Annotated in this window: 24 protein-coding genes; 19 read left to right on the top strand and 5 right to left on the bottom strand. The window is 64.6% G+C overall.

The annotated features are described in order from the left end of the window. Positions 1–101 precede the first annotated feature (101 nt). The 9 genes from BGP02_RS15950 to ftsB all read left to right on the top strand — a co-directional run bounded on the left by BGP02_RS15950 (position 102) and on the right by ftsB (position 12,192). Positions 102–1,355, top strand: a complete 1,254-nt coding sequence (locus BGP02_RS15950; protein WP_130025562.1) for a lipoprotein-releasing ABC transporter permease subunit — start codon at positions 102–104, stop codon at positions 1,353–1,355. After that, complete coding sequence (gene lolD, locus BGP02_RS15945; protein ID WP_017233785.1) at positions 1,348–2,085, top strand: lipoprotein-releasing ABC transporter ATP-binding protein LolD; 738 nt, start codon at positions 1,348–1,350, stop codon at positions 2,083–2,085. The genes BGP02_RS15950 and lolD overlap by 8 nt, the downstream gene beginning before the upstream one ends. A gap of 209 nt (positions 2,086–2,294) precedes the next feature. Beyond that, positions 2,295–3,161, top strand: a complete 867-nt coding sequence (locus tag BGP02_RS15940; protein WP_286798828.1) for a TatD family hydrolase — start codon at positions 2,295–2,297, stop codon at positions 3,159–3,161. Positions 3,162–3,205: 44 nt separating this feature from the next. Then, positions 3,206–6,142: a DNA internalization-related competence protein ComEC/Rec2 gene (locus BGP02_RS15935; RefSeq protein WP_286798827.1), complete on the top strand. Its 2,937-nt coding sequence runs from the start codon at positions 3,206–3,208 to the stop codon at positions 6,140–6,142. A gap of 304 nt (positions 6,143–6,446) precedes the next feature. Then, entirely contained in the window at positions 6,447–7,277 is an 831-nt protein-coding gene (locus tag BGP02_RS15930) for an alpha/beta fold hydrolase (RefSeq protein ID WP_150563060.1), read from the top strand. A 186-nt stretch (positions 7,278–7,463) separates the two neighbouring features. Beyond that, a complete protein-coding gene (gene pyrG, locus BGP02_RS15925) occupies positions 7,464–9,122 on the top strand; it encodes a CTP synthase (protein WP_261938779.1) in 1,659 nt (552 codons plus the stop codon). Positions 9,123–9,159: 37 nt separating this feature from the next. Continuing rightward, positions 9,160–10,014: a 3-deoxy-8-phosphooctulonate synthase gene (gene kdsA / locus BGP02_RS15920; protein WP_261938778.1), complete on the top strand. Its 855-nt coding sequence runs from the start codon at positions 9,160–9,162 to the stop codon at positions 10,012–10,014. Between the two features lie 390 nt (positions 10,015–10,404). After that, positions 10,405–11,688, top strand: a complete 1,284-nt coding sequence (eno, locus tag BGP02_RS15915) for a phosphopyruvate hydratase (RefSeq protein ID WP_017233777.1) — start codon at positions 10,405–10,407, stop codon at positions 11,686–11,688. Between the two features lie 72 nt (positions 11,689–11,760). Beyond that, on the top strand, positions 11,761–12,192 hold the full coding sequence (gene ftsB / locus BGP02_RS15910) for a cell division protein FtsB (RefSeq protein ID WP_039830300.1): 432 nt from the start codon (positions 11,761–11,763) through the stop codon (positions 12,190–12,192). Between the two features lie 88 nt (positions 12,193–12,280). Here ftsB and BGP02_RS15905 read toward each other — a convergent pair whose 3' ends face one another. The 3 genes from BGP02_RS15905 to BGP02_RS15895 all read right to left on the bottom strand — a co-directional run bounded on the left by BGP02_RS15905 (position 12,281) and on the right by BGP02_RS15895 (position 14,466). Next, complete coding sequence (locus BGP02_RS15905) at positions 12,281–12,817, bottom strand: hypothetical protein (RefSeq protein WP_286798826.1); 537 nt, start codon at positions 12,815–12,817, stop codon at positions 12,281–12,283. A 20-nt stretch (positions 12,818–12,837) separates the two neighbouring features. Continuing rightward, positions 12,838–13,773, bottom strand: coding sequence for an Hsp33 family molecular chaperone HslO (hslO, locus tag BGP02_RS15900; RefSeq protein ID WP_017233774.1), 936 nt, complete (start codon positions 13,771–13,773; stop codon positions 12,838–12,840). Positions 13,774–13,941: 168 nt separating this feature from the next. After that, the gene (locus tag BGP02_RS15895; protein ID WP_017233773.1) at positions 13,942–14,466 is read right to left on the bottom strand and encodes a gamma carbonic anhydrase family protein; all 525 of its coding nucleotides are present in this window, start codon (positions 14,464–14,466) and stop codon (positions 13,942–13,944) included. Between the two features lie 49 nt (positions 14,467–14,515). Between BGP02_RS15895 and BGP02_RS15890 the strand changes: the two genes are divergently transcribed. From BGP02_RS15890 to BGP02_RS15845, 10 genes are all read left to right on the top strand, one after another. Further along, complete coding sequence (locus BGP02_RS15890; RefSeq protein ID WP_261938776.1) at positions 14,516–15,460, top strand: ferritin-like domain-containing protein; 945 nt, start codon at positions 14,516–14,518, stop codon at positions 15,458–15,460. An 81-nt stretch (positions 15,461–15,541) separates the two neighbouring features. Further along, complete coding sequence (locus tag BGP02_RS15885) at positions 15,542–16,432, top strand: alpha/beta fold hydrolase (RefSeq protein WP_017232993.1); 891 nt, start codon at positions 15,542–15,544, stop codon at positions 16,430–16,432. Positions 16,433–16,544: 112 nt separating this feature from the next. After that, a complete protein-coding gene (locus BGP02_RS15880) occupies positions 16,545–17,378 on the top strand; it encodes a 3',5'-nucleoside bisphosphate phosphatase (RefSeq protein WP_026131773.1) in 834 nt (277 codons plus the stop codon). A gap of 12 nt (positions 17,379–17,390) precedes the next feature. Next, complete coding sequence (locus BGP02_RS15875) at positions 17,391–18,017, top strand: L-threonylcarbamoyladenylate synthase (protein ID WP_286798824.1); 627 nt, start codon at positions 17,391–17,393, stop codon at positions 18,015–18,017. 73 nt (positions 18,018–18,090) lie between these two features. Next, positions 18,091–18,756 carry a site-2 protease family protein gene (locus BGP02_RS15870; protein ID WP_017232996.1) on the top strand — a complete coding sequence of 222 codons (666 nt, stop codon included), beginning with the start codon at positions 18,091–18,093 and terminating at the stop codon, positions 18,754–18,756. Positions 18,757–18,781: 25 nt separating this feature from the next. Next, a complete protein-coding gene (locus tag BGP02_RS15865; RefSeq protein WP_017232997.1) occupies positions 18,782–19,984 on the top strand; it encodes a tryptophan--tRNA ligase in 1,203 nt (400 codons plus the stop codon). Continuing rightward, positions 19,981–20,619, top strand: a complete 639-nt coding sequence (locus BGP02_RS15860) for a class I SAM-dependent methyltransferase (RefSeq protein WP_017232998.1) — start codon at positions 19,981–19,983, stop codon at positions 20,617–20,619. The genes BGP02_RS15865 and BGP02_RS15860 overlap by 4 nt, the downstream gene beginning before the upstream one ends. 15 nt (positions 20,620–20,634) lie before the next feature. Beyond that, entirely contained in the window at positions 20,635–21,552 is a 918-nt protein-coding gene (gene dapA, locus BGP02_RS15855; RefSeq protein ID WP_051060107.1) for a 4-hydroxy-tetrahydrodipicolinate synthase, read from the top strand. 51 nt (positions 21,553–21,603) lie between these two features. Then, positions 21,604–22,746, top strand: a complete 1,143-nt coding sequence (gene bamC, locus BGP02_RS15850; RefSeq protein WP_026131774.1) for an NlpB/DapX family lipoprotein — start codon at positions 21,604–21,606, stop codon at positions 22,744–22,746. 8 nt (positions 22,747–22,754) lie between these two features. Next, the gene (locus BGP02_RS15845) at positions 22,755–23,546 is read left to right on the top strand and encodes an MBL fold metallo-hydrolase (RefSeq protein WP_017233001.1); all 792 of its coding nucleotides are present in this window, start codon (positions 22,755–22,757) and stop codon (positions 23,544–23,546) included. 120 nt (positions 23,547–23,666) lie between these two features. Here BGP02_RS15845 and BGP02_RS15840 read toward each other — a convergent pair whose 3' ends face one another. After that, complete coding sequence (locus BGP02_RS15840) at positions 23,667–23,903, bottom strand: hypothetical protein (protein WP_083902237.1); 237 nt, start codon at positions 23,901–23,903, stop codon at positions 23,667–23,669. 175 nt (positions 23,904–24,078) lie between these two features. Then, positions 24,079–25,302, bottom strand: coding sequence for a ribosomal protein uL16 3-hydroxylase (locus tag BGP02_RS15835; protein ID WP_353744112.1), 1,224 nt, complete (start codon positions 25,300–25,302; stop codon positions 24,079–24,081). Between the last annotated feature and the right edge of the window lie 50 nt (positions 25,303–25,352).

Genomic DNA, 25,352 nt, shown 5'->3' with positions numbered 1-25,352 from the left:
GACATGGGGCCACGTGGCGGTCAGATACATGGGGGCTGGGCACCGGTGCGGACTGGCGCTGGAACGCTCCGATCGATCCTTATCAAGAATCAGGAATCCGTTTGAAATTCCCATACGAATGGCAGATCGGCTGGCGCTATACGCGCACCGGCAAGCGATCATCCGGCAACGGTTTCATTTCCTTCATTTCATTCATCTCCATGGCCGGCATTGCGCTCGGCGTGGCGGCACTCATCGTGGTGCTGTCGGTGATGAACGGTTTTCAGAAGGAAGTGCGGGACCGCATGCTCTCCGTGCTTGCGCACATCGAAGTCTTCGCGGTCGACGGCAATCTGCCCGACTGGCACCGCACGGCGGCTGAAGCGTTGCAGAACAAGAATGTGATTGCGGCGGCGCCCTACGTGGGCGAGCAGGCCATGCTCACGCGCGAGGACAACGTGCGCGGCGTGGTGTTGCGCGGCATTGTTCCGAGCGAGGAAGCCAAGGTGTCCGATCTCGGCAAGCAGATTACCGAGGGCTCGCTCGCCAACCTCACGCCGGGCAGCTTCGGTATCGTGCTCGGTCGCGAACTGGCGCGGGCGCTGGGCGTGAGCATCGGCGACAAGATCACGCTCGTCGCCCCGCAAGGGACGATCACGCCCGCGGGCGTGTTGCCGCGCGTGAAACAGTTCACGGTGGTGGCCGTTTTCACGGCGGGGCACTACGAATACGACAGCTCGCTGGCGCTCATCGATCTACACGATGCCGAGACGCTCTTCCGACTCGACGGCCCGACCGGCGTGCGGCTGAAGATCCATGACATGGAGCGGGCGCCGCTCGTGGCGCGCGAGCTGGCTAAAACCCTGTCCGGCAATATGTGGGTGCGCGACTGGACGCAGCAGAACAAGAACTGGTTCATCGCGGTGCAGACCGAAAAGCGCATGATGTTCATCATCCTGACGCTCATCATCGCCGTGGCGGCCTTCAATCTGGTGTCCTCGCTGGTGATGACGGTGACCGACAAATATGCGGACATCGCCATTCTGCGCACGCTGGGCGCACAGCCCGGCTCGATCATGAAGATCTTCATTGTGCAGGGCGTGACGATCGGTTTTGCCGGAGCGCTGCTCGGCGTGGCGCTGGGCTGCCTGATCTCGGTGAATATCGGCACCATCGTGCCATTCATCGAGCACTTGCTGGGTATCCACTTCCTGCCGCAAGACATCTATTTCATCTCCGAATTGCCCTCGGATCTGCAGTCGTCGGACGTGATCCGCATCGGGGTGATTTCGTTCATCCTCTCGGCGCTGGCGACGATCTACCCGAGCTGGCGCGCCTCGCGCGTCAAACCGGCGGAGGCCCTGCGCTATGAGTAACGCCAAGAATCAAGCGAATGCATCGTTGGCCGGTGTGCCGAACCTTGCCTATGACGGACCGGTGCTGCGCGCGCGCGATCTGCACAAGACGTTCCGTCAAGGCCAGCTCAATGTGACGGTGCTCAACGGCGCGAGTCTCGACGTGGCCCCCGGCGAGAAGGTGGCCATCGTGGGCGCGTCGGGATCGGGCAAGAGCACATTGCTGCACGTGTTGGGCGGGCTCGACGATCCGTCGCGCGGCGAGGTGTCGCTGCTCGGCAAGCCGTTTTCGTCGTTGCGCGAGCGCGAAAAGACGTCGCAGCGCAATCAATCGCTCGGCTTCGTCTATCAGTTCCACCACCTGTTGGCCGAGTTTTCGGCGCTCGATAACGTGGCGATGCCGCTGCGCATTCGCCGCTTGCCGACCGAGCAGGCGCAAGCGGTGGCGCAGGCCATGCTCGAGCGTGTCGGGCTCGGCTCGCGTGTGAAGCACCGTCCGTCGGAGTTGTCGGGGGGGGAGCGTCAGCGCGTGGCAATGGCGCGCGCGCTGGTCACGCAGCCGGCTTGCGTGCTGGCTGACGAGCCGACCGGCAACCTCGACGGGCATACCGCCGAGACCGTGTTCGAACTGATGCTCGAGTTGTCGGAGACCCTGAAGACCAGCTTCGTGATCGTGACGCACGACATCGATCTGGCGAAGCGCTGCGATCGTGCCCTGCGACTGCGCGATGGGGTGCTGGAACCGGCATGACCGTGGTGCAAGCGCATTAGCGCGAGCGGCGGCTGACGTGCGCGAAACGCCGGGGTTCTCCCCGGCGTTTCGCATTTCGCGAGGCGGCGGCCGCCGTCGATTTCGGCAACGTCCTAGACCGTAACGCGGCGTCGTCCGATGGTCATCGCGAGAACGGTGTGCGAGCCTTGTCAACGACCCGTAGAATTGACGTTCAAGGACCTTTGACCATGTGGATCGATACCCATTGCCATCTCGATGCGGCCGAGTTCGACGCCGACCGTGCGACCGTGATCGCCGACGCCGCTGCTGCCGGCGTGGTGGGGCTCGTGGTGCCCGCCGTCGAATGCGCAACGTTCGACGCGGCGCGGGCCGCGGCTCGCGCAATCCCCGGGGGCGCTTACGCGCTGGGGATTCATCCGCTCTACACGCCACGCGCGCGCGACGCGGACATCGCCACGTTGCGCCGTGCCGTCGCGCGGGCGATGGGCGATCCGCGCTTCGTCGGTATCGGCGAGATCGGTCTCGATTTCTTCGTGACGACGCTGGACCCCGAGCGTCAGCAATTCTTTTATGTCGAGCAGTTGAAGATCGCGCGCGACTTCGATTTGCCCGTCATCCTTCACGTGCGTCGCTCGCAGGATGCCTTGCTCAAGCAACTGCGCATCTTCACCCCGCGCGGCGGCATCGCGCACGCGTTCAACGGCAGCCGGCAGCAAGCAGACACGTTCGTCGAGCGTGGCTTCTGCCTGGGGTTTGGCGGGCAGATGACCTTCGAGCGCGCCCTGCAGATCCGGCGTCTCGCGTCGGATCTGCCGCTCGATGCGCTCGTGCTGGAGACCGACGCGCCCGATATTGCGCCGCAATGGCGCTACAAGCAGCGTAATAGCCCGGTCGAGTTGCCGCGCATTGCGCAAGTGCTGGCGGACCTGCGCGGGGTGACGACTGCAGCCCTGGCGCAGGCGACTTGCCGCAATGCTTGGCGCGTGCTGCCGCGTCTGGCTGGCGCCATGGCTATGGCGCCGGGCGACGGGCCGGTTACCGGCGTTTCTCTGATCGCCGACATCTCCGATATCTCCGACGGCTTGGCGCGCTGACGCTGCGGCGTTGCGCGGTCGCGAATACATGACGTGGTGACGTCATGAGACTTGTGCTGCTTGCGTGGGTCGCCGGCGTCTGGTGGCTGCAGCAGGCGTCCGTGTTGCCTCAGGGGCGAGCGTTCGGTGCCGCGCTCGGCGTTGCCGCGGGCGTGTTTGCCCTGTGGGCGGTGTGGGCGATCCGGGGCGTCGTGGGGCGCGATCGCGGTGCTGCGCGCGCCAGCCTGACGACGCGGGACGGTGGCGCACGCTTCGCACGAAGCGGCGCGCACGCCGGCGAGCGCTGGCGTCACCGGAGCGTGGTGGCCGTACTGGCGCTTTGCGCGGGTGTTTTCGGTTATTCGTGGGCAGCGCTTCGGGCGGAGGCGCGATTGAACGATCGGCTGCCCGTCGAACTGGAGGGGCGCGACTTGATGGTCGTCGGTGTCGTGGCCGGACTGCCTGCGCCGACGGATGATGGGCAGCGGTTCGCGTTCGATGCGGAGCGCGCGTACGTCTTGGACGAACGATGTGAGATGCCGGTGTCCGCGACGGTGCGCTCAATGTCGGATATGCGCGGCGATCGAAGCGACGCCGATACCCGCGCAGCGCTGTGCCGGGAGGTGCGCGTGCCGAAGGCCATTGAGTTGGTGTGGCCGGGGCGCTCGCGGTTCGGCGGCAAATGGGGCCCGGGTGGGGCGGTGGCGGGAAGTCCGCACGCGGGTGAGCGGTGGCGATTGCCGGTGCGGCTCAAAGCGCCGAGAGGTTTTGCGAATTGGCATGGGGCCGATGCCGAGTTGACGGCGCTGGTGCGCGGCATTCGCGCGACGGGATACGTGCGGGCGTTGAGCGGCAGAGGCGAAGCAACAAGGACAAAGGGCTCGCTTCGTCTGCAAGCCGAGACTGTGCCCGGGTATCGATTCGTAGCCTGGCGGGAACAGCTGCGCGACAAACTTCGTGCCGGACTCGGGCCGTCGGCGCGATACGGCGGTGTCTTGATCGCGCTGGCGCTGGGGGAGCGGGGGGATATCGCGGCCGACGACTGGCAGGTTTTTGCGGATACCGGTGTAAGTCACTTGCTGGCGATTTCCGGATTGCATGTGTCGCTCGTGGCGGGTGTGCTCGCGACACTGGTTGGCACGCTCTGGCGGCGCGCTTGCACACGGCGCTTCAGTTTGCCGCTATGGTGGCCTGCGCCCAAGGCGGCGGCCGTCTCCGGCCTGCTCGCGGCGGTGGCGTACGGGGCGGTGGCGGGGTGGGGCGTTCCGGTGCGGCGCGCCGTCGGCATGGTGGCGATTCTGGTGTTCGCCTTGCTCAATGGCCGTATGGCGGCGCCGTCGTACGTGCTGGCGTGGGCGTTGGCCACCGTCGTCGCGCTCGATCCGTGGGCCGTCGTGACGCCTGGCCTGTGGCTCTCGTTTGGCGCGGTCGCGGCACTGGTCCTGGGCGCTGGGCGAACGCAGACACTGCGGGCGGCACGTCGACGCGGCATCCCGGAGGGGGCGTGGTCGCCGTCAACAGCGAGCACGAGGGGGCACGCGTTGGCGGATGTGCGTCGACCAGGTGAATCTCAGGACGTTCGGCGTCACGGCGGCGACCGTCAGGGCGATGAGCGTCGGGCGGGCGACTGTCGGGGTTGGGATGGGAGGCGTCAGGCAGGCAAACGTCGTGGCGCTGACCGTCAGGACGCTGACCCTCAGGAGGGCGCGATCCGCCGCTGGCCAGCGGCGGCCCTGGCCCGTCTGGGGCCTGCGGCGCGGGCACAATATGCGGTCACGATAGGACTGGTGCCATTGACGTTGGCATGGTTCGGGTCGGTGCCACTGCTTGGGCCGCTGGCCAATGCGATTGCCATACCGGTGATGACGTTGATCGTGACACCGCTGGCGTTGGCGAGCCTGATGCTGCCCGCGACGATGGCCCATTGGGCGTTGGCGGTAGCGCACGCGGTGGTCGTCTGGCTGGCCGATTGGCTTGGCATGCTGGCAGCGTGGCCCTGGGCGGTGTGGCGAGCGGCCGTTGCGCCGGCCTGGGCGCAGGCGGCCGCTGTCGGCGGCGTGCTGCTCTGTCTGATGCCTTGGCCGGCCGCGATGCGTCGGCTGAGGGTGTGGCGCGTTGGTGTGCGTATTGCCGGTTTCGCGTTGCTGGGGCCGGCGTTGCTCGCGTCGTCGCCGCGGCCGGGCACCGGAGAGTTTCGGGTCACCCTGCTCGATATCGGGCAGGGCAACGCGGTGCTCGTCGAGACCGCGTCGCGTACGCTGTTGTTCGACGCCGGGCCGCCGCTGGGGCGACACAGCGATGCCGGGCGCCGCGTGATCGTTCCCTATCTGCGCGCGCACGGCATCCGGCGGCTGGATCGGCTCGTGATCAGCCACGCGCATGACGATCATTTCGGCGGCGCACTGAGCGTGCTGCGGGCGTATCCGTCGGCGCAAGTACTGTCGTCGCTGCCGGCGACGCATGGCGTGCGAAGCGCCGCAGCGGCTCATCGCACTTGCCTGGCTGGGCAGCAATGGATGTGGGACGGCGTCACGTTTCGCTTCCTGCACCCTGATAAAGGGGCGTTGCGCGAGGGCTGGGCGGGGCGCGTGGGACCGAACAGCGTCAGTTGTGTGCTGCGCGTATCGAACGCCCAGCACAGTGCGCTGCTCGCGGCGGATGCCGAAGCGCCGCAGGAGCGGGCCATGCTGGCACGCTTCGGTGCCGGTTTGCGTTCGGACGTCCTATTGGCACCGCATCACGGCAGCCTGACGTCGTCGACGGCCGTGTTCATCGAGGCCGTATCGCCAGCCCATGTGGTGTTTCAGGCGGGCTACCGCAATCGCTTCGGACATCCTAGGCCCGAGGTCGTGGCCCGTTATCAGGCCGCCGGCGTGCGGATTTGGCAGAGCGTGACGCACGGGGGCGTCCGGTTTTCGTTCACGAAGGACGGGATCGAGGCGCAGTCTTACCGCGAGCAATATCGGCGGTACTGGCACGCGGAAGTGCCGGATACGTCATGACATCGATGTCATGTGACCGGCCGACAAGGGCATTCTGCCGTTTCACCACGTGCTCACGGGGTGTGTCCGGGCGTCGCGATTCGACGGAAACCTCTACCGGTACTTCACGAGCGGTTCGCTAGAATGGCCCGATGCGCCGGATTGCGCTCCGCTCGTGCATGCACCGGCTGGGCCTGACCCACACAGTGATTCCCGTCGATCGGCACCGATTGCCGCAGGCTGCCGTCCCTGGTGTTCAGTGGCCGCCGGGCGGCCCATTTCAGCACATTTCGCCCAAGGCCGGCCCGCCACGACAACGAATGCCATGACAAGAGACATCCTTCATTTTTCGCACGGCAACGGCTTTCCCGCTGGCGTCTATCGCAAGCTACTGGGCGCGCTGGCCGACGAATACGACGTTCGCGCCATCGACCGCATCGGTCACGACCCGCACTATCCCGTCACGCCGGGCTGGCGCTATCTGCGCAACGAACTGGTCGACACCCTCATGCGCGAATACCGCGGTGAGCCGGTCTGGCTCGTCGGACATTCGCTCGGCGGCTTCCTGAGCTTGATGGCCGCGCTCAAGGCACCGCAGTGCGTGCGCGGGGTGGTCATGATCGATTCGCCCATCGTTACGCCCGGCTGGCGCACGCAGATGCTCCGCTTGGGCATGCTCACCGGACTGTACGAGCGAATGTCGCCTGCGGGCGTGACCAAGCGGCGTCGCGATCACTGGCCCGACTGGGAAACGGCCTGGCAGCATTTCGCGAGCAAGCCGGTGTTCGCCGGCTGGGATTCGGACGTGCTGCGTGACTACATCGACTGCGGCACGATGCCGACCGGCGAGGGCGAGGCACGGCGCCTGGCGTTTGCGCGCGACATCGAATATCGGATCTATCTGACGCTGCCGCCGCTGCTCGCCGTGCGTGCGATGCGTGGCGTGCCGGTGCCGGTCGGCTTTCTCGCGGGCACGGAGTCACGCGAGCTACGGCAAGCCGGGATCGGGGCGACGCGTCGTATCGTCGGCACCCATCTGCGTTACGTGCAGGGCACCCACCTATTTCCGATGGAGCGTCCGTTGGAGACGGCCGTCGCCGTGCGCGACATGCTCGCGGAACTGCGCGGTGAGCGCCGGCGTTCGCTGGCCGCCTGAGACACACGGACGGGGCTTGCGTCGCGGGGTGTCCGATCCGGGCGCCTGCTTGCCGGGCGCGAGGGATACGCCGGTCGTGCGGAGCGGCGCGCAGGGCGCCTGTCAAGGTCAAAATTTGCCGCGCCGCACGTCGAGGGCGGGGCCGCTTTCGGGTATAATCCGGCTTTCCCGCGAGCAATTACTGCGATGACCAAATTTGTTTTTGTCACGGGCGGCGTGGTTTCCTCTCTTGGTAAGGGAATTGCTGCCGCATCTCTGGCCGCGATTCTCGAATCGCGTGGCCTCAAAGTCACCCTCCTCAAGCTTGATCCCTACATCAACGTCGACCCGGGCACGATGAGCCCGTTTCAGCACGGCGAGGTGTTTGTCACCGAGGACGGTGCGGAAACCGACCTCGATCTGGGCCATTATGAGCGCTTCATCAGCGCCAAGATGCGTCGTGCGAACAACTTCACGACGGGCCAGATCTACGAATCGGTGATCCGTAAGGAGCGCCGTGGCGAGTATCTCGGCAAGACCGTTCAGGTCATTCCGCACATCACCAACGAAATTCAGGCTTTCGTCGAGCGCGGTGCGCGTTCGACGTGGGACGGCCATCCCGACGTCGCCATCGTAGAAATCGGCGGCACGGTCGGCGATATCGAATCGCTGCCGTTCCTCGAAGCCGCGCGTCAGATGAACCTGCGCCTGGGCCGCAACAGCGTGGCCTTCGTGCACCTGACGCTCGTGCCGTACATTGCGACGGCTGGCGAACTGAAGACCAAGCCGACGCAACACAGTGTGCAGAAGCTGCGCGAGATCGGCATTTCGCCGGACGTGCTGCTGTGCCGTGCCGACCGTCAGATTCCGGAAGACGAGTGCGCCAAGATTTCGCTGTTCGCGAACATTCCGCAGGACGCCGTGATTTCGGTCTGGGACGTCGACACGATCTACAAGATCCCGCAGATGCTCCATGACCAGGGCATGGACAAGATCATCTGCGACGAACTGAAGATCGAAGCCAAGCCGGCCGACCTGTCCATGTGGACGCATCTGGTGCAAGCCGTCGAGAACCCGAAGCACGAGGTCACTGTCGGTATGGTCGGCAAGTACGTCGATTTGACCGAGTCGTACAAGTCGCTTATCGAAGCGCTGCGTCACGCCTCGATCCACACGGAAACGCGTGTGAACATCGAGTACATCGATTCGGAACAAATCGAGAAGGACGGCACGGACGCGCTCAAACATCTGGACGCCATTCTCGTGCCGGGCGGTTTCGGCCGACGCGGTACCGAAGGCAAGATCAAGGCGATTCGTTATGCACGTGAGAACCGCGTGCCGTATCTCGGCATCTGCCTGGGTATGCAGCTCGCCGTGATCGAATTCGCGCGTGACGTGGCCAAGCTGTCCGACGCCAACAGCACGGAATTCGAGCCGTCGACGCCGCATCCGGTCGTCGCCCTCATCACCGAGTGGCAGGACCGCGATGGCAAGATCGAGCAGCGTACCGAAAATTCGGATCTGGGCGGCACCATGCGCCTGGGCTCGCAGCGCGTGCCCGTCAAGACGGAAACGCTCGCGTCGCGCATCTATGGCGATTCGGTCAATGAGCGTCACCGCCACCGTTACGAAGTCAACAATCATTATGTTCCGCAGCTCGAAGCCGCCGGTCTGGTGATCTCGGCGCGCACGCCGAGCGAGAACCTGCCGGAGATGATGGAGTTGCCGCAGCAGGTGCACCCGTGGTTTGTGGGCGTTCAGTTCCACCCCGAGTTCACCTCGACGCCGCGCGATGGCCATCCGCTGTTCAAGGCGTATGTCGAGGCGGCGCTGGCGGGTCAGCAGTCGCGCAAGAAGGCCGCCTGAGGCCCCGCCCGCCGCGAGCGAGACATAAGGAGTTCTCATGAAACTGTGCGGTTTCGAGGTTGGCCTGGACCAGCCGTTTTTCCTGATCGCGGGTACCTGCGTCGTCGAATCGGAGCAAATGACGATCGACGTCGCGGGACAGCTCAAGGAAATAACGAGCGCGCTGGGCATTCCGTTCATTTACAAGTCGTCGTTCGACAAGGCGAATCGCAGCTCCGGCAAGTCGTTTCGCGGCCCTGGGCGCGAGGCGGGCCTGAAGATCCTCGAGGAAGTGCGCCGCCAACTCGGCGTGCCGGTGCTCACCGACGTGCATACCGAGGAGGATGTGGCCGTGGCCGCGCCTATCGTCGATGTGCTGCAAACGCCGGCGTTCCTGTGCCGCCAGACCGATTTCATTCGTGCTTGCGCCCAGTCGGGCAAGCCGGTGAACATCAAGAAGGGGCAGTTTCTTGCCCCGCACGACATGATCAACGTCATCGACAAGGCCCGCGACGCCGCGCGCGAGGCCGGCCTGCCCGATGACGTGTTCATGGCTTGCGAGCGTGGCGTTTCGTTTGGCTATAACAATCTGGTCTCGGACATGCGCTCGTTGGCGATCATGCGCGAGACCCGGGCGCCGGTTGTTTTCGACGCGACGCACTCGGTGCAGTTGCCCGGCGGCCAGGGCACCAGCTCGGGCGGTCAGCGCGAGTTCGTGCCGGTCCTCTCGCGTGCCGCCGTGGCCGTGGGCGTGTCGGGCCTGTTCATGGAGACGCACCCGGATCCGGCCTGTGCGCTTTCGGACGGCCCCAACGCCGTGCCGCTCGGGCGCATGCGCGAACTGCTCACCACGCTCAAGACGATCGATGCGGCGGTGAAGCAGGGCGAGTTCCTGGAAAATAATTTCAATTGAAATGAGACACGCCGTCCTGGGGCCACTATCAGCACGCCCACAGGACGGGTATAGCGCTCGGATGCCTTGGCAGCGTGGCGTCGAGTCGTTAAGCTTGTCGCGCAGCGGTCGTCGGAAGTCGCCGCGAGGGCAAGCCCACAAGGAGATGCCCGCGTGCGGTACGCCGAGCGCACCGTCGACATCGATGTCATCCCGCAGGCCGCCGTACCTTATTTCGAGGTGCCGTTGTTTCCCCGTCCATGCAGTACCCCGTCGTTGCGCGCTTGAGCGCCGCACCGGCGTCCACGTCAGGGTTCGGCGCGAGCGCCCGACGTGAACAGGGCAGGTGACGGGCCGCGGCGCGAAGCAGGTTCCCTTTAGCGTTTTTGTCATACAGATACCGAGGAATACATGAGTGCAATCGTAGATATCATCGGGCGCGAAGTGCTGGACTCGCGCGGCAACCCGACGGTCGAGTGCGACGTGCTGCTGGAGTCGGGCGTGATGGGCCGTGCGGCAGTGCCGTCGGGCGCATCGACCGGTTCGCGCGAAGCGATCGAATTGCGTGATGGCGACAAGGGTCGCTATCTCGGCAAGGGGGTGCAGAAGGCAGTCGAGCACATCAATACCGAGATTTCGGAAGCGATCATGGGTCTGGATGCGGCGGAACAAGCCTTCCTGGACAAGACGCTGATCGAACTCGACGGCACGGACAACAAGTCGCGCCTCGGTGCAAACGCCATGCTGGCCGTGTCGATGGCCGTGGCCAAGGCCGCGGCGGAAGAAGCCGGCCTGCCGCTGTACCGCTACTTCGGCGGTTCGGGCGCCATGCAAATGCCGGTGCCGATGATGAACATCGTCAACGGCGGCGCGCACGCCAACAACAGCCTGGACATCCAGGAATTCATGGTGATGCCCGTGGGCCAGTCGAGCTTCCGCGAAGCCCTGCGTTGCGGCGCCGAAATCTTCCACGCGCTGAAGAAACTCATCGCCGAGAAGGGGATGAGCACGGCCGTGGGCGACGAAGGCGGCTTCGCACCGAACTTCGCGTCGAACGAAGAGTGCCTGACGACCATTCAGCAGGCGGTTGAGAACGCCGGCTACCGCATGGGCGACGACGTGCTCCTGGCGCTGGACTGTGCCTCGACCGAATTCTTCAAGAATGGCAAGTACGAGCTGGCTGGCGAAGGCCTGTCGCTGACCTCGGAAGCGTTCGCCGACTACCTCGCCAACCTGTGCGACAAGTTCCCGATCGTGTCGATCGAAGACGGCATGTCGGAAGACGACTGGGCCGGCTGGAAGGTCCTGACCGAAAAGCTCGGCCACAAGGTGCAACTGGTCGGTGACGATCTGTTCGTGACCAACACCAAGATCCTGAAGCAAGGCATCGAGCAGGGCGTCGCCAACTCGATCCTCATCAAGATCAATCAGATCGGTACGCTCACCGAAACGTTCGCCGCCATCGAAATGGCCAAGCGCGCCGGCTACACGGCCGTCGTGTCGCACCGTTCGGGCGAAACCGAAGACTCGACGATTGCCGACATCGCCGTTGGCACGAACGCGGGCCAGATCAAGACGGGCTCGCTCTCGCGCAGCGATCGTATCGCCAAGTACAACCAGCTTCTGCGCATCGAAGAGGATCTCGGCGATATCGCCTCGTATCCGGGCAAGGAAGCGTTCTACAATCTGCGCTAATTCCGTTTCCCGGGAGGTTGCGCCCCGACGGCTGTCGAGGCGCGCTTCTCGGCATTCTTGCCAGGCGAAAGCATGCGAATGGTGACCTTGCTGCTGGTGCTGCTGCTGGCGGTGATCCAGTATCCGCTCTGGTTCGGCCACGGTGGTTGGCTTTACGTGCACGAACTGCGCGACGAGTTGAGCGCCGAACAGCAGAAGAACGAGCAGTTGAAAGAACGTAACGATCGTCTTGCCGGCGAAGTGCAGGATCTGCAGGACGGCACGTCGGCGATCGAGGAGCGCGCGCGTTTCGAGCTGGGTATGGTCAAGGACGGCGAAGTGTTCGTTCAGTTCGTGGCGCCGGACGGCTCGGGCGGTCCGCAGGCCGCTTCCGCCGCGGGTGCTCCACTGGTCTCGTCGACCGAGCCGGCACACAAGTCGGTCGCGGCGGCGCCGCCGGCACCGCCGACTTCGTCCCCAGCAAAGCGCGGGGCGCAGGCGGCGCACAAGGCTCAGCATCACTGATGCGTCGCCGGTACGGCGCGCAGACAGTACGACAAAATGGCGTTCCCATGGGAACGCCATTTTTTATGTCATCTCGCGGTGCCGCCCACTAGAAGCCGATGCCAACACCCACCGATGCGCGTGGGCCATATCCGCCATATCCGCCCGGTCCGTACCATCCAGGTCCGTACCATCCCGGCCCATACCACGCAGGGCCACCCCAACCACCGTAGAAATACGCGTTGTTGGCGTTGCTGCGCAGCGCAGCCTCGATGGCGCGCTGTGCGCGTTCGTGTTCGATGGTCGCTTCCTGCTCGTCGTAGATGCGCTTGTTCAAGCGTGTCAGGTCCTGCTTCTGGGCATCGGTCATTGCCGGGATGTCTTGCGTCTGCGGCAGACGTGCCGCAGGCGCGTCGGGCGGTGGCAGTTGCGCACAGCCTGCGGCGAGCATCAGGAGCAGCGCGCCGAGGACACCGAGGGCGCCGATGACAAGCCGAGGGGGGCGTTCACGCGTGGGGCGTGTAGCGCTGGCGTTGAACGCGAGTCGCGGCATGAGCGATGCGCCGAGCGAGCTAGCGGGGTGGCGAGCCGAACGACCGCACGCCACATCCTGCATGCGGTGTCTGGTGAGGTCGGTCCGGCGCATGCCCGCGATCTCCGCGTCGCTCAATGTTGCGCGGACGGCGCGGCGTGCAGTTGCTCCGTAAAGAGCTGCGCCGCATCCACCTTGTCGAAACGATAGGTCTGGCGGCAGAACTCACACGCCACTTCAAGATCGGGACGCTCGTCGAATACGCTCATGACCTCTGCTTCGCCGAGCGTGCGCAGCATGTTGGTGACCCGCTCGTGCGAGCACGTGCAGCGAAACGCCGTGACCGCCGGCTCGAACACGCGCACCGTTTCTTCCCAAAACAAGCGCTGCAGCAGCGTTTCCCGATCGACGCTCAGCATTTCGTCTCGCTTGAGCGTATTGCCGAGCTGGCAGACGCGATTCCACATGTCCTCGTCCTGCTCGGGCGCACGCTCGGCACCGGTGCCGGCCGTGCCGCCATGGCCGGGCAGCTTCTGCAGCAGCATGCCCACCGCGTGGCGGTCGTCCGACGCGAGCCACAGGCGTGTGTCGAGCTGCTCCGAATGATGCATGTAGTGTTCGAGCACCGACGCCAGATCGGGCAGGGGGCCGTGTTCATCCGACAGCGGCACCACGCCCTGGTAAGGCTGTTGGCCCGGTTGCTTCACGCGCGGGTCGAGCGTAATGGCGAAGCGTGCGCGGCCGTCGACGTTCACGAGCGCTTTGAGGGTCGCGTCGTCGGGGATCTCGCCGCTGTACTTTGCCGTGGCGCGCATCGTCAGGTCGGCGTTGCATTCGACGACGATCATGGCGACCGGTCCATCGCCGTGCAGTTGCAGGATCAGGGCGCCGTCGAATTTGACGTTGGCCGTGAGCAGCGCGGCCGCGGCCATCATTTCACCGAGCAGATGACGTACCGGCGCCGGGTAGTCGTGACGCTCGAGCACGGCGCGCCACGTCGCGTCGAGGCTGACGTATTCGCCGCGCACCGGGGCGGCGTCGAACATGAATTTCTGAAGTTGATCGGACACGGTTGAATTCCTGAAAAATGCGGCAACGGCGGTTGTCGTGGCGGGCCGCGTTGCGCGGTAACGACCGCGCAGATACGCGCCGGATGCTGCACGAACGCCGGTGGTTGGCGCGTCAATACTGCGTAATCTGGGGGCGCGTACCGCATTTTCAACACGCCGGCGGGGCGATCAGCCGATGCGCACCAACTGTTCCTTGAAGACCTGACGGCGTGCCGCATAGCCCTCGGCGTTGCGCTTGAGGTTCGCGACTTCCTCGTCGGTCAGTTCGCGCACGACCTTGGCGGGCACACCCAGAATCAGGGAGCGGTCAGGGAACGTCTTGCGCTCGGTGACCAGCGCGCCCGCACCGACCAGACAGTCGCGGCCGATGACCGCGCCATTGAGCAGCACCGCCTGAATGCCGATGAGCGAGTTTTCGCCCACAGAGCAGCCGTGCAGCATCGCCTGATGGCCGATACTCACGCCGCTGGCCAGCGTGAGCGGGTACCCCGGATCGGCATGCAGAACGGCACCTTCCTGCACGTTGGTCCCCACGCCGACCTTGATCGGCTCGTTGTCGCCGCGAATCGCGACCCCCGGCCACACGCTGCTGTTCTCGGCGAGGATCACGTCTCCGATGATGCTGGCGGTGTCGGCCACGAAAGCACTCTCGTGGATCTGGGGGGTCTTGTCTCCAAGTTTGTAGATCGGCATGGCGGCTTCGGTTCGCGGTTAAAATCGATGAATTAGCTATTGTAACGTCATGACCGATTTCACTCCCGCGCCCAGCGGCGGTGCCGCGCGCAACGCCGACCCCGGCCATTCCAGCGAAGCTTGCCCGTCCGGCAACGCGCATCCCGGATTCGCCGGTGCGTTGTGTGCCCGCGAGCACACGCTTGCGCTCCTGCGCCTGTGCGATCCGTATGAGAAGGCGCACGGCGTGACGGCACTTCGCGACGCAGTGCGAGACGGCCGCGCGCGCTGGCACCCCGAGCGTTGCTTCGAGGTGGCCGGGCCGGCGACGCCGACGCGCGCGGGGGAGGCCGGCATTCCCGGTCGTCCCGCCGCGCCTCGGCTGGTGTCGCCGCGCGAGTTGAAGCACCGCGCCGCGACGTCCGTCGAGGGCCGCGCCGCCTTGCTGCACGCGCTCACCCACATCGAATTCAACGCGATCAATCTTGCGCTCGACGCCCTGTGGCGCTTCGACGGCCTGCCCACCGATTATTACGATGACTGGCTTCAGGTCGCGGCGGAGGAGGCATATCACTTCTCTCTGCTTGCCCAGCACTTGAACACGCTCGGTGAGCCTTACCGCTACGGCTATTTCCCGGCGCACGACGGCTTATGGGAGATGGCGCGCAGGACGTCCGGCGACTGGCTCGCTCGCCTCGCGCTGGTGCCACGCACCCTGGAGGCGCGCGGGCTCGACGCCAGCCCACCGATCAAGGCCAAGCTGGCGAGCGCGGGCGACGCCGCCGGGGCCGCCATTCTCGATATCATCCTGCGCGACGAGATCGGGCATGTCGCCATCGGGAACCGTTGGTATCGCTGGGGCTGCGAGCGCGCCGGATGCGATCCCATCGAGACCTATGCCCGGCTCGCGGCGCAATACGGTGCGCCGCGTCTGCGCGGGCCGTTCAACCTGGAGGCCCGCCGGGCGGCGGGCTTCGACGACGACGAACTGGCTGCGCTGCAGGCGCTCGCGTAACGGCGCGGCCGATTCGTCATTTTTGACGCTGATAGACTCGGCGTTCCTCAATCGTTTCGATCTTCACTTTCTGCTTGCGCCATGACCGATTCGCGATCCGAATTTCTGACGGTGCGCGGCCTGCGCCACCATGTCCGGCAGTGGGGCACGCCCGGCGCGCCGAAGCTGTTCGCGCTGCACGGCTGGATGGACGTGTCGGCGTCGTTCGATTTCGTCGCGCAAACGCTGGCGCAGCGCTGGCATGTGCTCGCCCCGGACTGGCGCGGCTTCGGCCTCACCGACTGGCCGGTGGCGCAAGGCCGCTGCGGCAGCTACTGGTTTCCAGACTACCTCGCCGATCTCGACGCCCTGCTCGACGTCTACACGGAGCCCGGCGAAGCGGTCCGCCTGATTGGCCACAGCATGGGCGGCAACGTCGCGTGTCTGTATGCCGGGGTGCGGCCCTCGCGGGTTCGGCGTCTCGTGAATCTGGAGGGCTTCGGTCTGCCGCCGTCGCAGCCGATCGCGGCGATCCGTCAGCTCGGCCGTTGGCTCGACGATTTGCGGCATGCGCCGACGTTGCGTCCTTATGCCACGCTCGACGCGGTGGTGGCGCGGCTGCGCAAGACCAATCCGCGCCTCACGCAGGCGCGGGCGGACTGGCTGGCACAACGATGGGCACGCCAGGACGCCGACGGACAATGGCATTTGCTTGCCGATGCGGCGCACAAGGTCGCCAATCCGTACCCGTACCGGCTCGATGAAGCGATGGCGGTATGGGGCAACGTGAGCGCGCCCGTCCTGCATGTGGAAGCCACGGACTCGGACGTGCTGCGACATTTCGTCGGGGCGCAGGGGACGGCGGCGTTCCGGGAGCGCTTCGAGGTCTTTCCGAATTTGACGGAGGCTTTCGTGGGGGATGCCGGTCATATGCTGCATCACGACCAACCCGACGTCGTGGCCCGGTTGATTGACGACTTCTGCCGGGAGTGAGGCCGCGGGTCACTCGCGCCGCGGGCACTTGAGCGGTAGAATGAGGGCGTCACAACCACGTCATACGGCGGTGCCGGGCGGACGCAATATGTCACCCCCCCGGCGGCTCATCATGCTTAATGCGGATCTTCATTGTCATTCCCGAGTGTCCGACGGCACGCTGGCGCCGTCCGAGGTGGCGCAGGTGGCGTTTGAGGCCGGTGTCGACCTCTGGTCGCTGACCGACCACGACGAGATCGGTGGCCAGCGCGAAGCGCGCGCGGCGGCCGAAGCGCTCGGCATGGGGTACGTGAGCGGTGTGGAGATCTCCATTACGTGGGCGAACCGCACGGTGCATATCGTCGGGCTGAATCTCGATCCCGATAATCCCGCGCTGATCGATGGACTGGCGGCCACGCGCGGTGGCCGGGCGTTGCGAGCCCAGCAGATGAGCGAGCAATTGGCGGCCGCGGGCATTCCGCATGCGTACGAGGGAGCGCTGCGTTTCGTCGGGAATCCCGATCTGATTTCGCGTACGCACTTCGCCCGATATCTCGTAGCAATCGGCAAATGCACGTCGGTTTCCGATGTGTTCTCGAAATATCTCGCGGAGGGGCGGCCGGGTTATGTGCCGCACCGCTGGGCCACGCTGGAGAATGCCGTGAGCTGGATCCGCGGGGCGGGGGGCATTGCCGTCGTGGCACACCCGGGACGCTACAAATTCACGCCGCTCGAGTTCGGGGTACTGTTCGATCAGTTCCGCGAACTGGGCGGAGAGGCCATCGAAGTGGTGACCGGCAGCCATACGCCGGATCAGTACCGCGAGTATGCCGACGTCGCACGCCGCTACGATTTTCTGGCGTCGCGTGGCTCGGATTTCCATGGACCGACCGAGAGCCGTGCGCTGCTCGGCAAGCTGCCTGCGCTGCCCGACGATCTCACCCCGGTCTGGAGCCGCTGGCAGTAACTTTTCGACGCTATGTCGCAATTCTTCCAGATCCATCCGGAAAATCCTCAGTCACGACTCATCAAGCAGGCCGCCCAGATCATCGATAAGGGCGGCATCGTGGCGTTGCCGACCGACTCCAGCTACGCGATCGCCTGTCATATCGACGACCGGCAGGCCGTCGAACGCCTGCGTCGTATTCGCGGTCTCGACGACAAGCAACTGCTCTCGCTCCTGGTCCGCGATCTGTCGGAGCTGGCCGAGTTCGCCATGGTGGATAACCGGCAATACCGGTTGATCAAGGCGACGACGCCGGGGCCCTACGTGTTCATTCTCGAAGCGACGAAGGAGGTGCCGCGCCGGCTCTCGCATCCTTCGCGAAAGACGATCGGTCTGCGGGTGCCGGATCATGCCATCACGCTGGCGCTGCTCGAGGCGCTGGGGCAGCCGTTGCTCGCCACCACCCTGATTCTGCCGAGCGAAAGCGAGCCGCTGAACGACCCCGACGAGATTCGTGAGCGCCTGGAAAAGCAACTGGATCTGGTGATCGACGGCGGGGCCTGTCCTAAAGAACCGTCCACGGTGGTCGACCTGACGGTGACGCCGCCCGAGGTGCTGCGTCGCGGTCGCGGCTCGCTGGCGCCGTTCGGCCTGTCGTGAACGGGCGCGTGTCGCCCGACTTGCAATACGCGGTAATACTGGCGCGCAGGTCGGCTTGCTACAATACGCGGCTATGAATGCAGACCTGATCCAGACCGTTGCGGTCTACGCGCTCCCCGTCCTCTTCGCGATTACGCTGCATGAGGCCGCGCACGGCTATGTCGCAAAGTATTTTGGCGACCCCACGGCCTATCTGATGGGGCGCGTGACGCTCAATCCCCTCAAGCACATTGATCCGATCGGCACGGTGCTCGTGCCGCTTGCCCTCTACTTCATGACGAGCGGGGCGTTTCTGTTCGGCTATGCCAAGCCAGTGCCTGTGGCGTTCGGCAGCCTGCGCAATCCGCGCGTCGATACGATCTGGGTGGCGCTGGCCGGTCCGTTGTGCAACTTCGTCCAGGCAATACTGTGGGCTGTGTTCGGTGTAGGGCTGCAAATCGCCGGCGTTCACGAGCCGTTCTTCATGATGATGGCGCAGGCCGGTCTCCTGGTGAACCTCGTGATGTGCATGTTCAACCTGTTTCCGGTACCGCCGCTCGATGGCGGCCGCGTGCTCGTGTCGCTGCTGCCGGCGCGCGCAGCCTATCGCCTCTCCCGCGTCGAGCCCTATGGGTTCTTCATCGTGATGGCCCTGGTGGTGAGCGGTGTGCTCGGCCGTGTCTGGCTGTGGCCGCTGATTCAGTGGGGGCGTGACTTCATCGTCTGGATGCTCACGCCGCTGTTGTCGCTGATTTCCTGAAGTTTTTGCAGAATATAACGAGACCATGTATCCCGAACGCGTTTTCTCCGGCATGCGACCGACCGGTCGTCTCCACCTCGGCCATTATCATGGCGTGCTCAAGAACTGGATTCAGCTTCAGTCGGAATACCCGTGCTACTTCTGTGTGGTCGACTGGCACGCGCTCACCACGCACTACGAGACGCCGGAAGTCATCGAACAGAACGTATGGGACGTGCTGATCGACTGGCTTGCCGCAGGGATCGATCCGAATCAGGCCACGCTCTTCATCCAGAGCAAGGTGCCCGAGCATGCCGAGCTGGCGCTGCTCATCGGCATGAGCACGCCGCTGGGCTGGCTCGAGCGCGTGCCGACGTACAAGGAACAGATCGAGAAGCTCAGGGAGAAGGATCTCTCGACATACGGCTTCCTCGGGTATCCGGTGCTGATGGCGGCCGACATTCTGCTCTACCGCGCGCTGCACGTGCCGGTGGGGGAGGACCAGGTGCCGCACGTCGAAATGACGCGCGAAATTGCGCGCCGCTTCAACTATCTCTACGGCCGTGAAACCGGCTTCGAGGAAAAGGCGCTGGCCGCCGCACGCAAGCTCGGCGGCAAGCGCGCGAAGCTGTATCTCGAGCTCCGTACGGCGTACCAGGAGCAGGGCGACGACGAAGCGCTGGAACAGGCACGCGCGATGCTCTCCGAGTCGCAGTCGCTGTCCATGGGCGACCGCGAGCGACTCTTCGGCTATCTCGAAGGCGCACGCAAGCTGATTCTGGTCGAGCCGCAGGCGTTGCTCACGCCGGCGTCGCGCATGCCGGGACTCGACGGTCAGAAGATGTCGAAGTCGTATAACAACACCATTGGCTTGCGCGAAGACGCGGAATCGATCACCAAGAAGGTGCGCACAATGCCGACCGATCCCGCGCGCGTGCGTCGAACCGATCCGGGCGACCCGGAGAAGTGTCCGGTGTGGCAACTGCATCAGGTCTATTGCGACAGCGACACGCGCGACTGGGTGCAGAAGGGCTGCCGCAGCGCAGGGATCGGGTGTATCGAGTGCAAGCAGCCGGTCATCGAAGGCATTCTGCGCGAGCAGCAACCGATGCTCGAACGCGCCCAGAAGTACGTCGACGATCCGTCGCTGCTGCGCGCCATCGTGGCCGATGGATGTGAGAAGGCGCGACGGTCCGCGCAGGAGATCATGCGCGACGTGCGTGAAGCGATGGGGCTGCAATATTCATGACGAACGCGCTCGCTCCCGGCGTGTTGCACGGCGGTAGTGCGCACGGTACTGGCGCGCCGTCGCCGTGGCTGGTGCGCTGGGCGCATCTGATGCCGTCGGGCGGCCGCGCACTCGATCTGGCCTGCGGTCAAGGACGCCACGCGCGTTGGCTCGCGTCGCGCGGCATGCATGTCATCGCCGTGGATCGCGACGAGGCGGCGCTTGCCACGATGTCAATGCTGGCGAACGTGACGACGCTGACGGCCGACCTGGAAGGCGCGCCGTGGCCGTTGGCCGAGGGCGAGCGCTTCGATGCCGTCATCGTAACGAACTATTTGCATCGACCGCTCTTCTCGCGTATCGCGGCCAGTGTCGCGCCGGGCGGCGTGCTGATTTACGAAACCTTTGCGCAGGGAAACGAACGGTACGGAAAGCCGTCCAATCCGCAGTTTCTGTTGGCTCCCGGTGAATTGTTCGACGTGGCGCGCGAGGCCGGTTTGCGTGTGGCGGGGTTCGAGGATGTCACGTTGGCGGCGCCGCGTGCGGCGTGCGTGCAGCGCGTGTGCGCCACGCGTGCCGCCCCCGGGGAAAACCCCGGCAATGCCGCCCTGTACGAGCCGGCGGCGGAATCCGCTACAATCCACCCTTATCGCTGAATTGTTCGATCAACCATGACTACCCAAACTCCGATGCAAGGCAGTATCGTCGCGATCGTCACCCCGATGGCAGAGGACGGCAGCCTTGACCGTGAAGCACTGCGTAACCTGATCAACTGGCACGCCGACGAAGGCACCGACGGCATCGTGATCGTCGGCACGTCGGGCGAATCGCCGACGGTCAACGTCGAGGAGCACTGCGAACTCATCGAGATCGCCGTGCAGCAAGCCGCACAAGCCGGCGAGTCGCGCGGTCGCAAACTGCCGGTGATTGCCGGCACGGGCGGCAACTCGACGGCGGAAGCCATCGAACTTACGAAACATGCAAAGCAGGTGGGCGCCGACGCGTCGCTGCAGGTCGTGCCGTACTACAACAAGCCCACGCAGGAAGGCCAGTACCAGCACTTCCGCGCCATTGCCGAAGCCGTCGAGCTGCCGGTCATTCTTTATAATGTGCCCGGCCGCACCGTGGCGGATGCCAGCAACGAGACGCTGCTGCGTCTGGCGCAAGTGCCTGGCATCGTTGGCGTGAAAGATGCCACGGGCAATCTGGATCGCGGCATCGACCTGATCCGGCGTGCCCCGAAGAGCTTCGCCGTGTACAGCGGCGACGACCTGACGGCTGTTGCGCTCATGCTCATGGGCGGTCAGGGTAATATCTCGGTCACTGCCAACGTGGCACCGCGTGCGATGCACGAGTTGTGCGTGGCTGCGCTGGCCGGCAATGTGGCCAAGGCGCGGGAACTGCAATTCCAGTTGTTCGAACTGCACCGCGCCATGTTCGTCGAAGCCAATCCGATCCCCGTGAAGTGGGCGCTGCAACAGATGGGCATGATCGCGTCGGGCATCCGCCTGCCGCTCACGCCGCTGGCGCAGCCTTACCACGACACGGTGCTTGGTGCCCTCAAGTCGGCCAACATCGCCGTTGTCTAACCGGTCGTTCCGGCACCCGGGTTCGATTGCCCACCCCTTTTTTTGCGACTCATGAAACGAATCGTCAGTAATTCCGTAGCTCGTCCCGTGCTGGCATGGGCCGCTATTGCCTCGTTGGCCCTCGTCGCCGGATGCAGTTCGCTCTCGAGCGCCTTGTCCTCGGACAAGGTCGATTACAAGAGCTCGAAGACCGGCCCCTCGCTCGACGTCCCGCCGGATCTGACGAACGTCCAGGCGACCGACCGGAAGTACGTGTCGCCGGCCGGCATCGCCACGCTGTCGACCTACGAGAACCAGCAGAAGGTCGTCGCGGCCAACCCGACGGACACGGTGCTGCCGGCGGTGCCCGGTATGAAGGTCGTGCGCGACGGCAACGAGCGCTGGCTGGTGATTCAGAAGGCACCGAGCGACCTGTGGCCGACGTTGCGTGAATTCTGGCAAGAGAACGGCTTTGTGCTGACGATCGATTCGCCGGACACGGGCGTGATGGAAACCGATTGGGCGGAAAACCGCGCCAAGCTGAATCAGGACATCATCCGCGATCTGCTCGGCAAGGTGCTCGACAGCCTGTATTCGACGGGCGAACGCGATCGCTTCCGCACGCGCGTGGAACGTGATCCGAATGGCGGTACGGACGTCTACATCACGCACCGCCGCATGGTGGAAGTGTTCACGAACGCGCAGAAGGACACGACCAAGTGGGAGCCGGCGCCGAACGATCCGGGTCTCGAGGCGATCTTCCTGACCAAGTTGATGCAGCGCTTTGGCGTGCAGGCCGATCAGGCCAAGGAGCAAGTCGAAGGTGCCAAGGCGGGCGGCCCGTCGAGCCAGATCGTGAAGACGGCCGACGCCGCGTATCTCGACATCAACGAGCCGTTCGATCGGGCCTGGCGCCGTGTCGGCGTGGCGCTTGATCGCGGTAACTTCACCGTGGACGATCGCGACCGAGCGAAGGGCATTTACTTCGTGAGCTACGTGGATCCGGCATCGCTGGCGAAGGACAACGGTTTCTTCTACAGCTTGTTCCATGCGAAGGAAGTGCAGGACAGCAAGAAGGCCAAAAAGCTTAGCGTGAACGTGCAGGGGCGCGGCGATAGCCAGACCCGTGTGCAGGTGCTCGACGATAAGGGTAACGTCGATAACTCGCAGATCGCACAGACGATCATCAGTGTGATCGGCAACCAACTCCGTTAAGGCGGGGCGTGCGGTTCGCCAGTCTTGGCAGTGGCAGCGAAGGCAATGCCCTGCTGGTGGAGGCGTCGGAAGGCGCCTCCACGACACGCATTCTCCTCGATTGCGGTTTCTCGATGCGGGAGGTCGAGCGGCGCCTGACGGCACGCGCGATCGACGTGGCGTCGCTCGACGCCATTGTCATCACCCACGAGCATGCCGACCACATCGGCAGCGCACTTTCCCTCACTCGCAAGTACCGGATTCCCCTCATCATGAGCTGGGGAACGGGGCAGGCCGTCAAGGTTCACGCCACGCTCAAGGGCGAGGGCGACGCGGCCCTCGTGCGCTGGTGCCGCGCCGATGAGCGGCTCGCCGTGGGCGCTATCGAGCTTCATCCTTACACGGTGCCTCACGACGCGCGCGAGCCGCTGCAGTTCGTGTTTTCCGACGGCGCACGCCGTTTGGGTGTGCTCACGGATGCGGGGTGCGCGACGGCGCATCTGGTCGCGGCACTGGGTGGCTGCGATGCGCTGGTGCTCGAATGCAACCACGACCGAGACATGCTGGCGAACAGCAAGTATCCGGCATCGCTCAAGGCGCGCATTGGCGGCACCTATGGCCATTTGGCGAACGACGCGGCGGCGGAGATTCTGGGAGCGATCGACCGGAGGAAGCTGCAGCGCGTGATCGGTGCGCATTTGAGCGAGCAGAACAATACGCCCGAGCTGGCGATGGCGGCGATGTCGTCAGTCATCGGCTCGGCGGGCACCGAGATCCTCGTGGCGACGCAGGCGGGGGGCTTCGATTGGCTGACGTGCTAGCGATACAGGACGTGACTTGATGCACGCAGGGTGCCTGAGTTGAGCGCGAAGCGTTGCGACAAACAAAAAAGCCGGTCTTTCGACCGGCTTTTTTCTCAACTGCCTTGCGGCAGCGAGCGCTTACTTGCTGGCAGCAGCGTCAGCAGCCGAAGCAACGGCATCAGCAGCAGCACCGGCAGCCGAAGCAGCCGAGTCAGCAGCAGCGCCGACAGCCGAAGCGGCCGAAGCAGCCGAATCCGCAACAGCAGCGGCAGCAGCCGAAGCCGTGTCAGCGGCCGGTGCAGCGGCTTCTTCCTTCTTGCCGCAGGCGGTCAGGGCGATAGCCAACAACGAAGCGACGAGGAGAGACTTCTTCATGATCACGTCCTTTTATGGTAGAAGACAAGCGAATGAATATTAATTACGGTAATACGCTCTTGCCAGCGCAAAGCCGATTGCGCGACATTGGCAATTGAGGATTACCCTTGGTCATGCAAGCTGCTTGGCGAGAAATTATATTGGGTTTTCCCCAACCCGTCACGTCAATCTCGCGTCATTTCTCCGCTTTTTTCCTTACGGCGCGCAACTTTAGCGGGGTCTTCCGGTCACTTTCCACCTGCAGCCACCCGGAAGCATACCAATCGTACAGAATTTCGACGATTTCTTGGTCTTTTTGCCCCAAATTCGCACATTCGCCTGCATTTAACTGACGACGGTCAGCGAGGCGCCGCAAGGTCGCGCGCGCATCGAGAGGGACGTCGAGCGGCTCGCCGTTGACGTAATATCGGTTGCGTCGATACAACAATTGCGTCTTGGGCGAGAGGGTCAAGCCGCGCGCAGCCGCTTCGCGCACGAATCTTGTCGCCGAAAGCGGGGTCTCCGGCGGATCGAAAAACACATGCGACTTGGGCTCGCTCAGCCAACACCCAAGGAAATCCTCGACCTCTTTTTGTCCCCAGCGTACTTTTTCGAGCTGCGCCACAAGCGTCTCGATCATGGCATCGGGTAGCGCAGCCGGATGTTTGACGGCCGATTGTCCCGGGTCGGCGTAACGGCCCGCAAAATGGCGGGCGAACGGTAGTGCGGGCGCGTTTTCCGCGAGGTAGTACAGAAAGTTCTGAAGCATTTCCTGCTCCAGCGGCGCGCGAAAGCCGATTGAGTAGGTCATGCACTCGCCTTGCGCTACGCCATCGTGCGCATAGCCCGGCGGCAGATACAGCATGTCGCCCGGTTCCAGTACCCACTCCTCTTCGGCCTCGAAGTGCTTCAGGATGCGCAACGGCACGCCATCGAGCCACGTGGTGTCGCGCTGCGGTCCGATACGCCAGCGTCGCTTGCCATGCGCCTGCAGCAAAAAAACGTCGTAGGAATCGAGGTGCGGGCCGACGCCGCCGCCGTCGGTGGCGTAGCTGATCATTACGTCGTCCAGACGCGCGTCGGGAACGAAGCGAAACTGTTGCATGAGCGCGTCGACCGCCGGCGAGTGGAGATTCGCCCCCTGTACGAGCAGCGTCCATTGCTTGCGACTCAACGGGGGCAGATCATCGGCATCGAACGGCCCATGTTGGAGTTGCCAACGTTTGCGGGCATGGCTGATCAATCGGGATTCAACGTCGTCCCGCGCCGCCAGCGCGAACAGCGCGTCGCGCGAGAGCGGCGCCGTGAAGCCGGGAATGGCCTGGCGGATGAGGAGCGGACGCTTGTGCCAGTAGCGCTTCATGAATGCGTCCGGCGCGAGGCCGCCGAGCAGAGGCGAGGGGGTGCGGGATGTCGTCATGGGTGGATCAATGCATCAAGAGAGGGCTGCGCCATGCACGCCGTTGTACG

The organism is Pandoraea sp. 64-18, assembly GCF_001899225.1.
Classification (GTDB): Bacteria; Pseudomonadota; Gammaproteobacteria; order Burkholderiales; family Burkholderiaceae; genus Pandoraea; species Pandoraea cepalis.
The sequence above is the reverse complement of the archived record's forward strand: the minus strand, read 5'-3'. Positions and strand labels throughout refer to the sequence as shown.

Bases quoted from the DNA above. Each gene is read 5' to 3' on its own strand.
- lolD (WP_017233785.1), top strand. From the start codon at position 1,348: ATGAGTAACGCCAAGAATCAAGCGAATGCATCGTTGGCCGGTGTGCCG.
- BGP02_RS15875 (WP_286798824.1), top strand. From the start codon at position 17,391: ATGTCGCAATTCTTCCAGATCCATCCGGAAAATCCTCAGTCACGACTC.
- ftsB (WP_039830300.1), top strand. From the start codon at position 11,761: ATGCGAATGGTGACCTTGCTGCTGGTGCTGCTGCTGGCGGTGATCCAG.
- BGP02_RS15870 (WP_017232996.1), top strand. From the start codon at position 18,091: ATGAATGCAGACCTGATCCAGACCGTTGCGGTCTACGCGCTCCCCGTC.
- kdsA (WP_261938778.1), top strand. From the start codon at position 9,160: ATGAAACTGTGCGGTTTCGAGGTTGGCCTGGACCAGCCGTTTTTCCTG.
- BGP02_RS15835 (WP_353744112.1), bottom strand. From the start codon at position 25,302: ATGACGACATCCCGCACCCCCTCGCCTCTGCTCGGCGGCCTCGCGCCG.
- pyrG (WP_261938779.1), top strand. From the start codon at position 7,464: ATGACCAAATTTGTTTTTGTCACGGGCGGCGTGGTTTCCTCTCTTGGT.
- eno (WP_017233777.1), top strand. From the start codon at position 10,405: ATGAGTGCAATCGTAGATATCATCGGGCGCGAAGTGCTGGACTCGCGC.
- BGP02_RS15895 (WP_017233773.1), bottom strand. From the start codon at position 14,466: ATGCCGATCTACAAACTTGGAGACAAGACCCCCCAGATCCACGAGAGT.
- BGP02_RS15890 (WP_261938776.1), top strand. From the start codon at position 14,516: ATGACCGATTTCACTCCCGCGCCCAGCGGCGGTGCCGCGCGCAACGCC.
- BGP02_RS15885 (WP_017232993.1), top strand. From the start codon at position 15,542: ATGACCGATTCGCGATCCGAATTTCTGACGGTGCGCGGCCTGCGCCAC.
- BGP02_RS15840 (WP_083902237.1), bottom strand. From the start codon at position 23,903: ATGAAGAAGTCTCTCCTCGTCGCTTCGTTGTTGGCTATCGCCCTGACC.
- bamC (WP_026131774.1), top strand. From the start codon at position 21,604: ATGAAACGAATCGTCAGTAATTCCGTAGCTCGTCCCGTGCTGGCATGG.
- BGP02_RS15880 (WP_026131773.1), top strand. From the start codon at position 16,545: ATGCTTAATGCGGATCTTCATTGTCATTCCCGAGTGTCCGACGGCACG.
- BGP02_RS15860 (WP_017232998.1), top strand. From the start codon at position 19,981: ATGACGAACGCGCTCGCTCCCGGCGTGTTGCACGGCGGTAGTGCGCAC.
- BGP02_RS15930 (WP_150563060.1), top strand. From the start codon at position 6,447: ATGACAAGAGACATCCTTCATTTTTCGCACGGCAACGGCTTTCCCGCT.
- BGP02_RS15940 (WP_286798828.1), top strand. From the start codon at position 2,295: ATGTGGATCGATACCCATTGCCATCTCGATGCGGCCGAGTTCGACGCC.
- BGP02_RS15905 (WP_286798826.1), bottom strand. From the start codon at position 12,817: ATGCGCCGGACCGACCTCACCAGACACCGCATGCAGGATGTGGCGTGC.
- BGP02_RS15865 (WP_017232997.1), top strand. From the start codon at position 18,782: ATGTATCCCGAACGCGTTTTCTCCGGCATGCGACCGACCGGTCGTCTC.
- BGP02_RS15935 (WP_286798827.1), top strand. From the start codon at position 3,206: ATGAGACTTGTGCTGCTTGCGTGGGTCGCCGGCGTCTGGTGGCTGCAG.
- dapA (WP_051060107.1), top strand. From the start codon at position 20,635: ATGACTACCCAAACTCCGATGCAAGGCAGTATCGTCGCGATCGTCACC.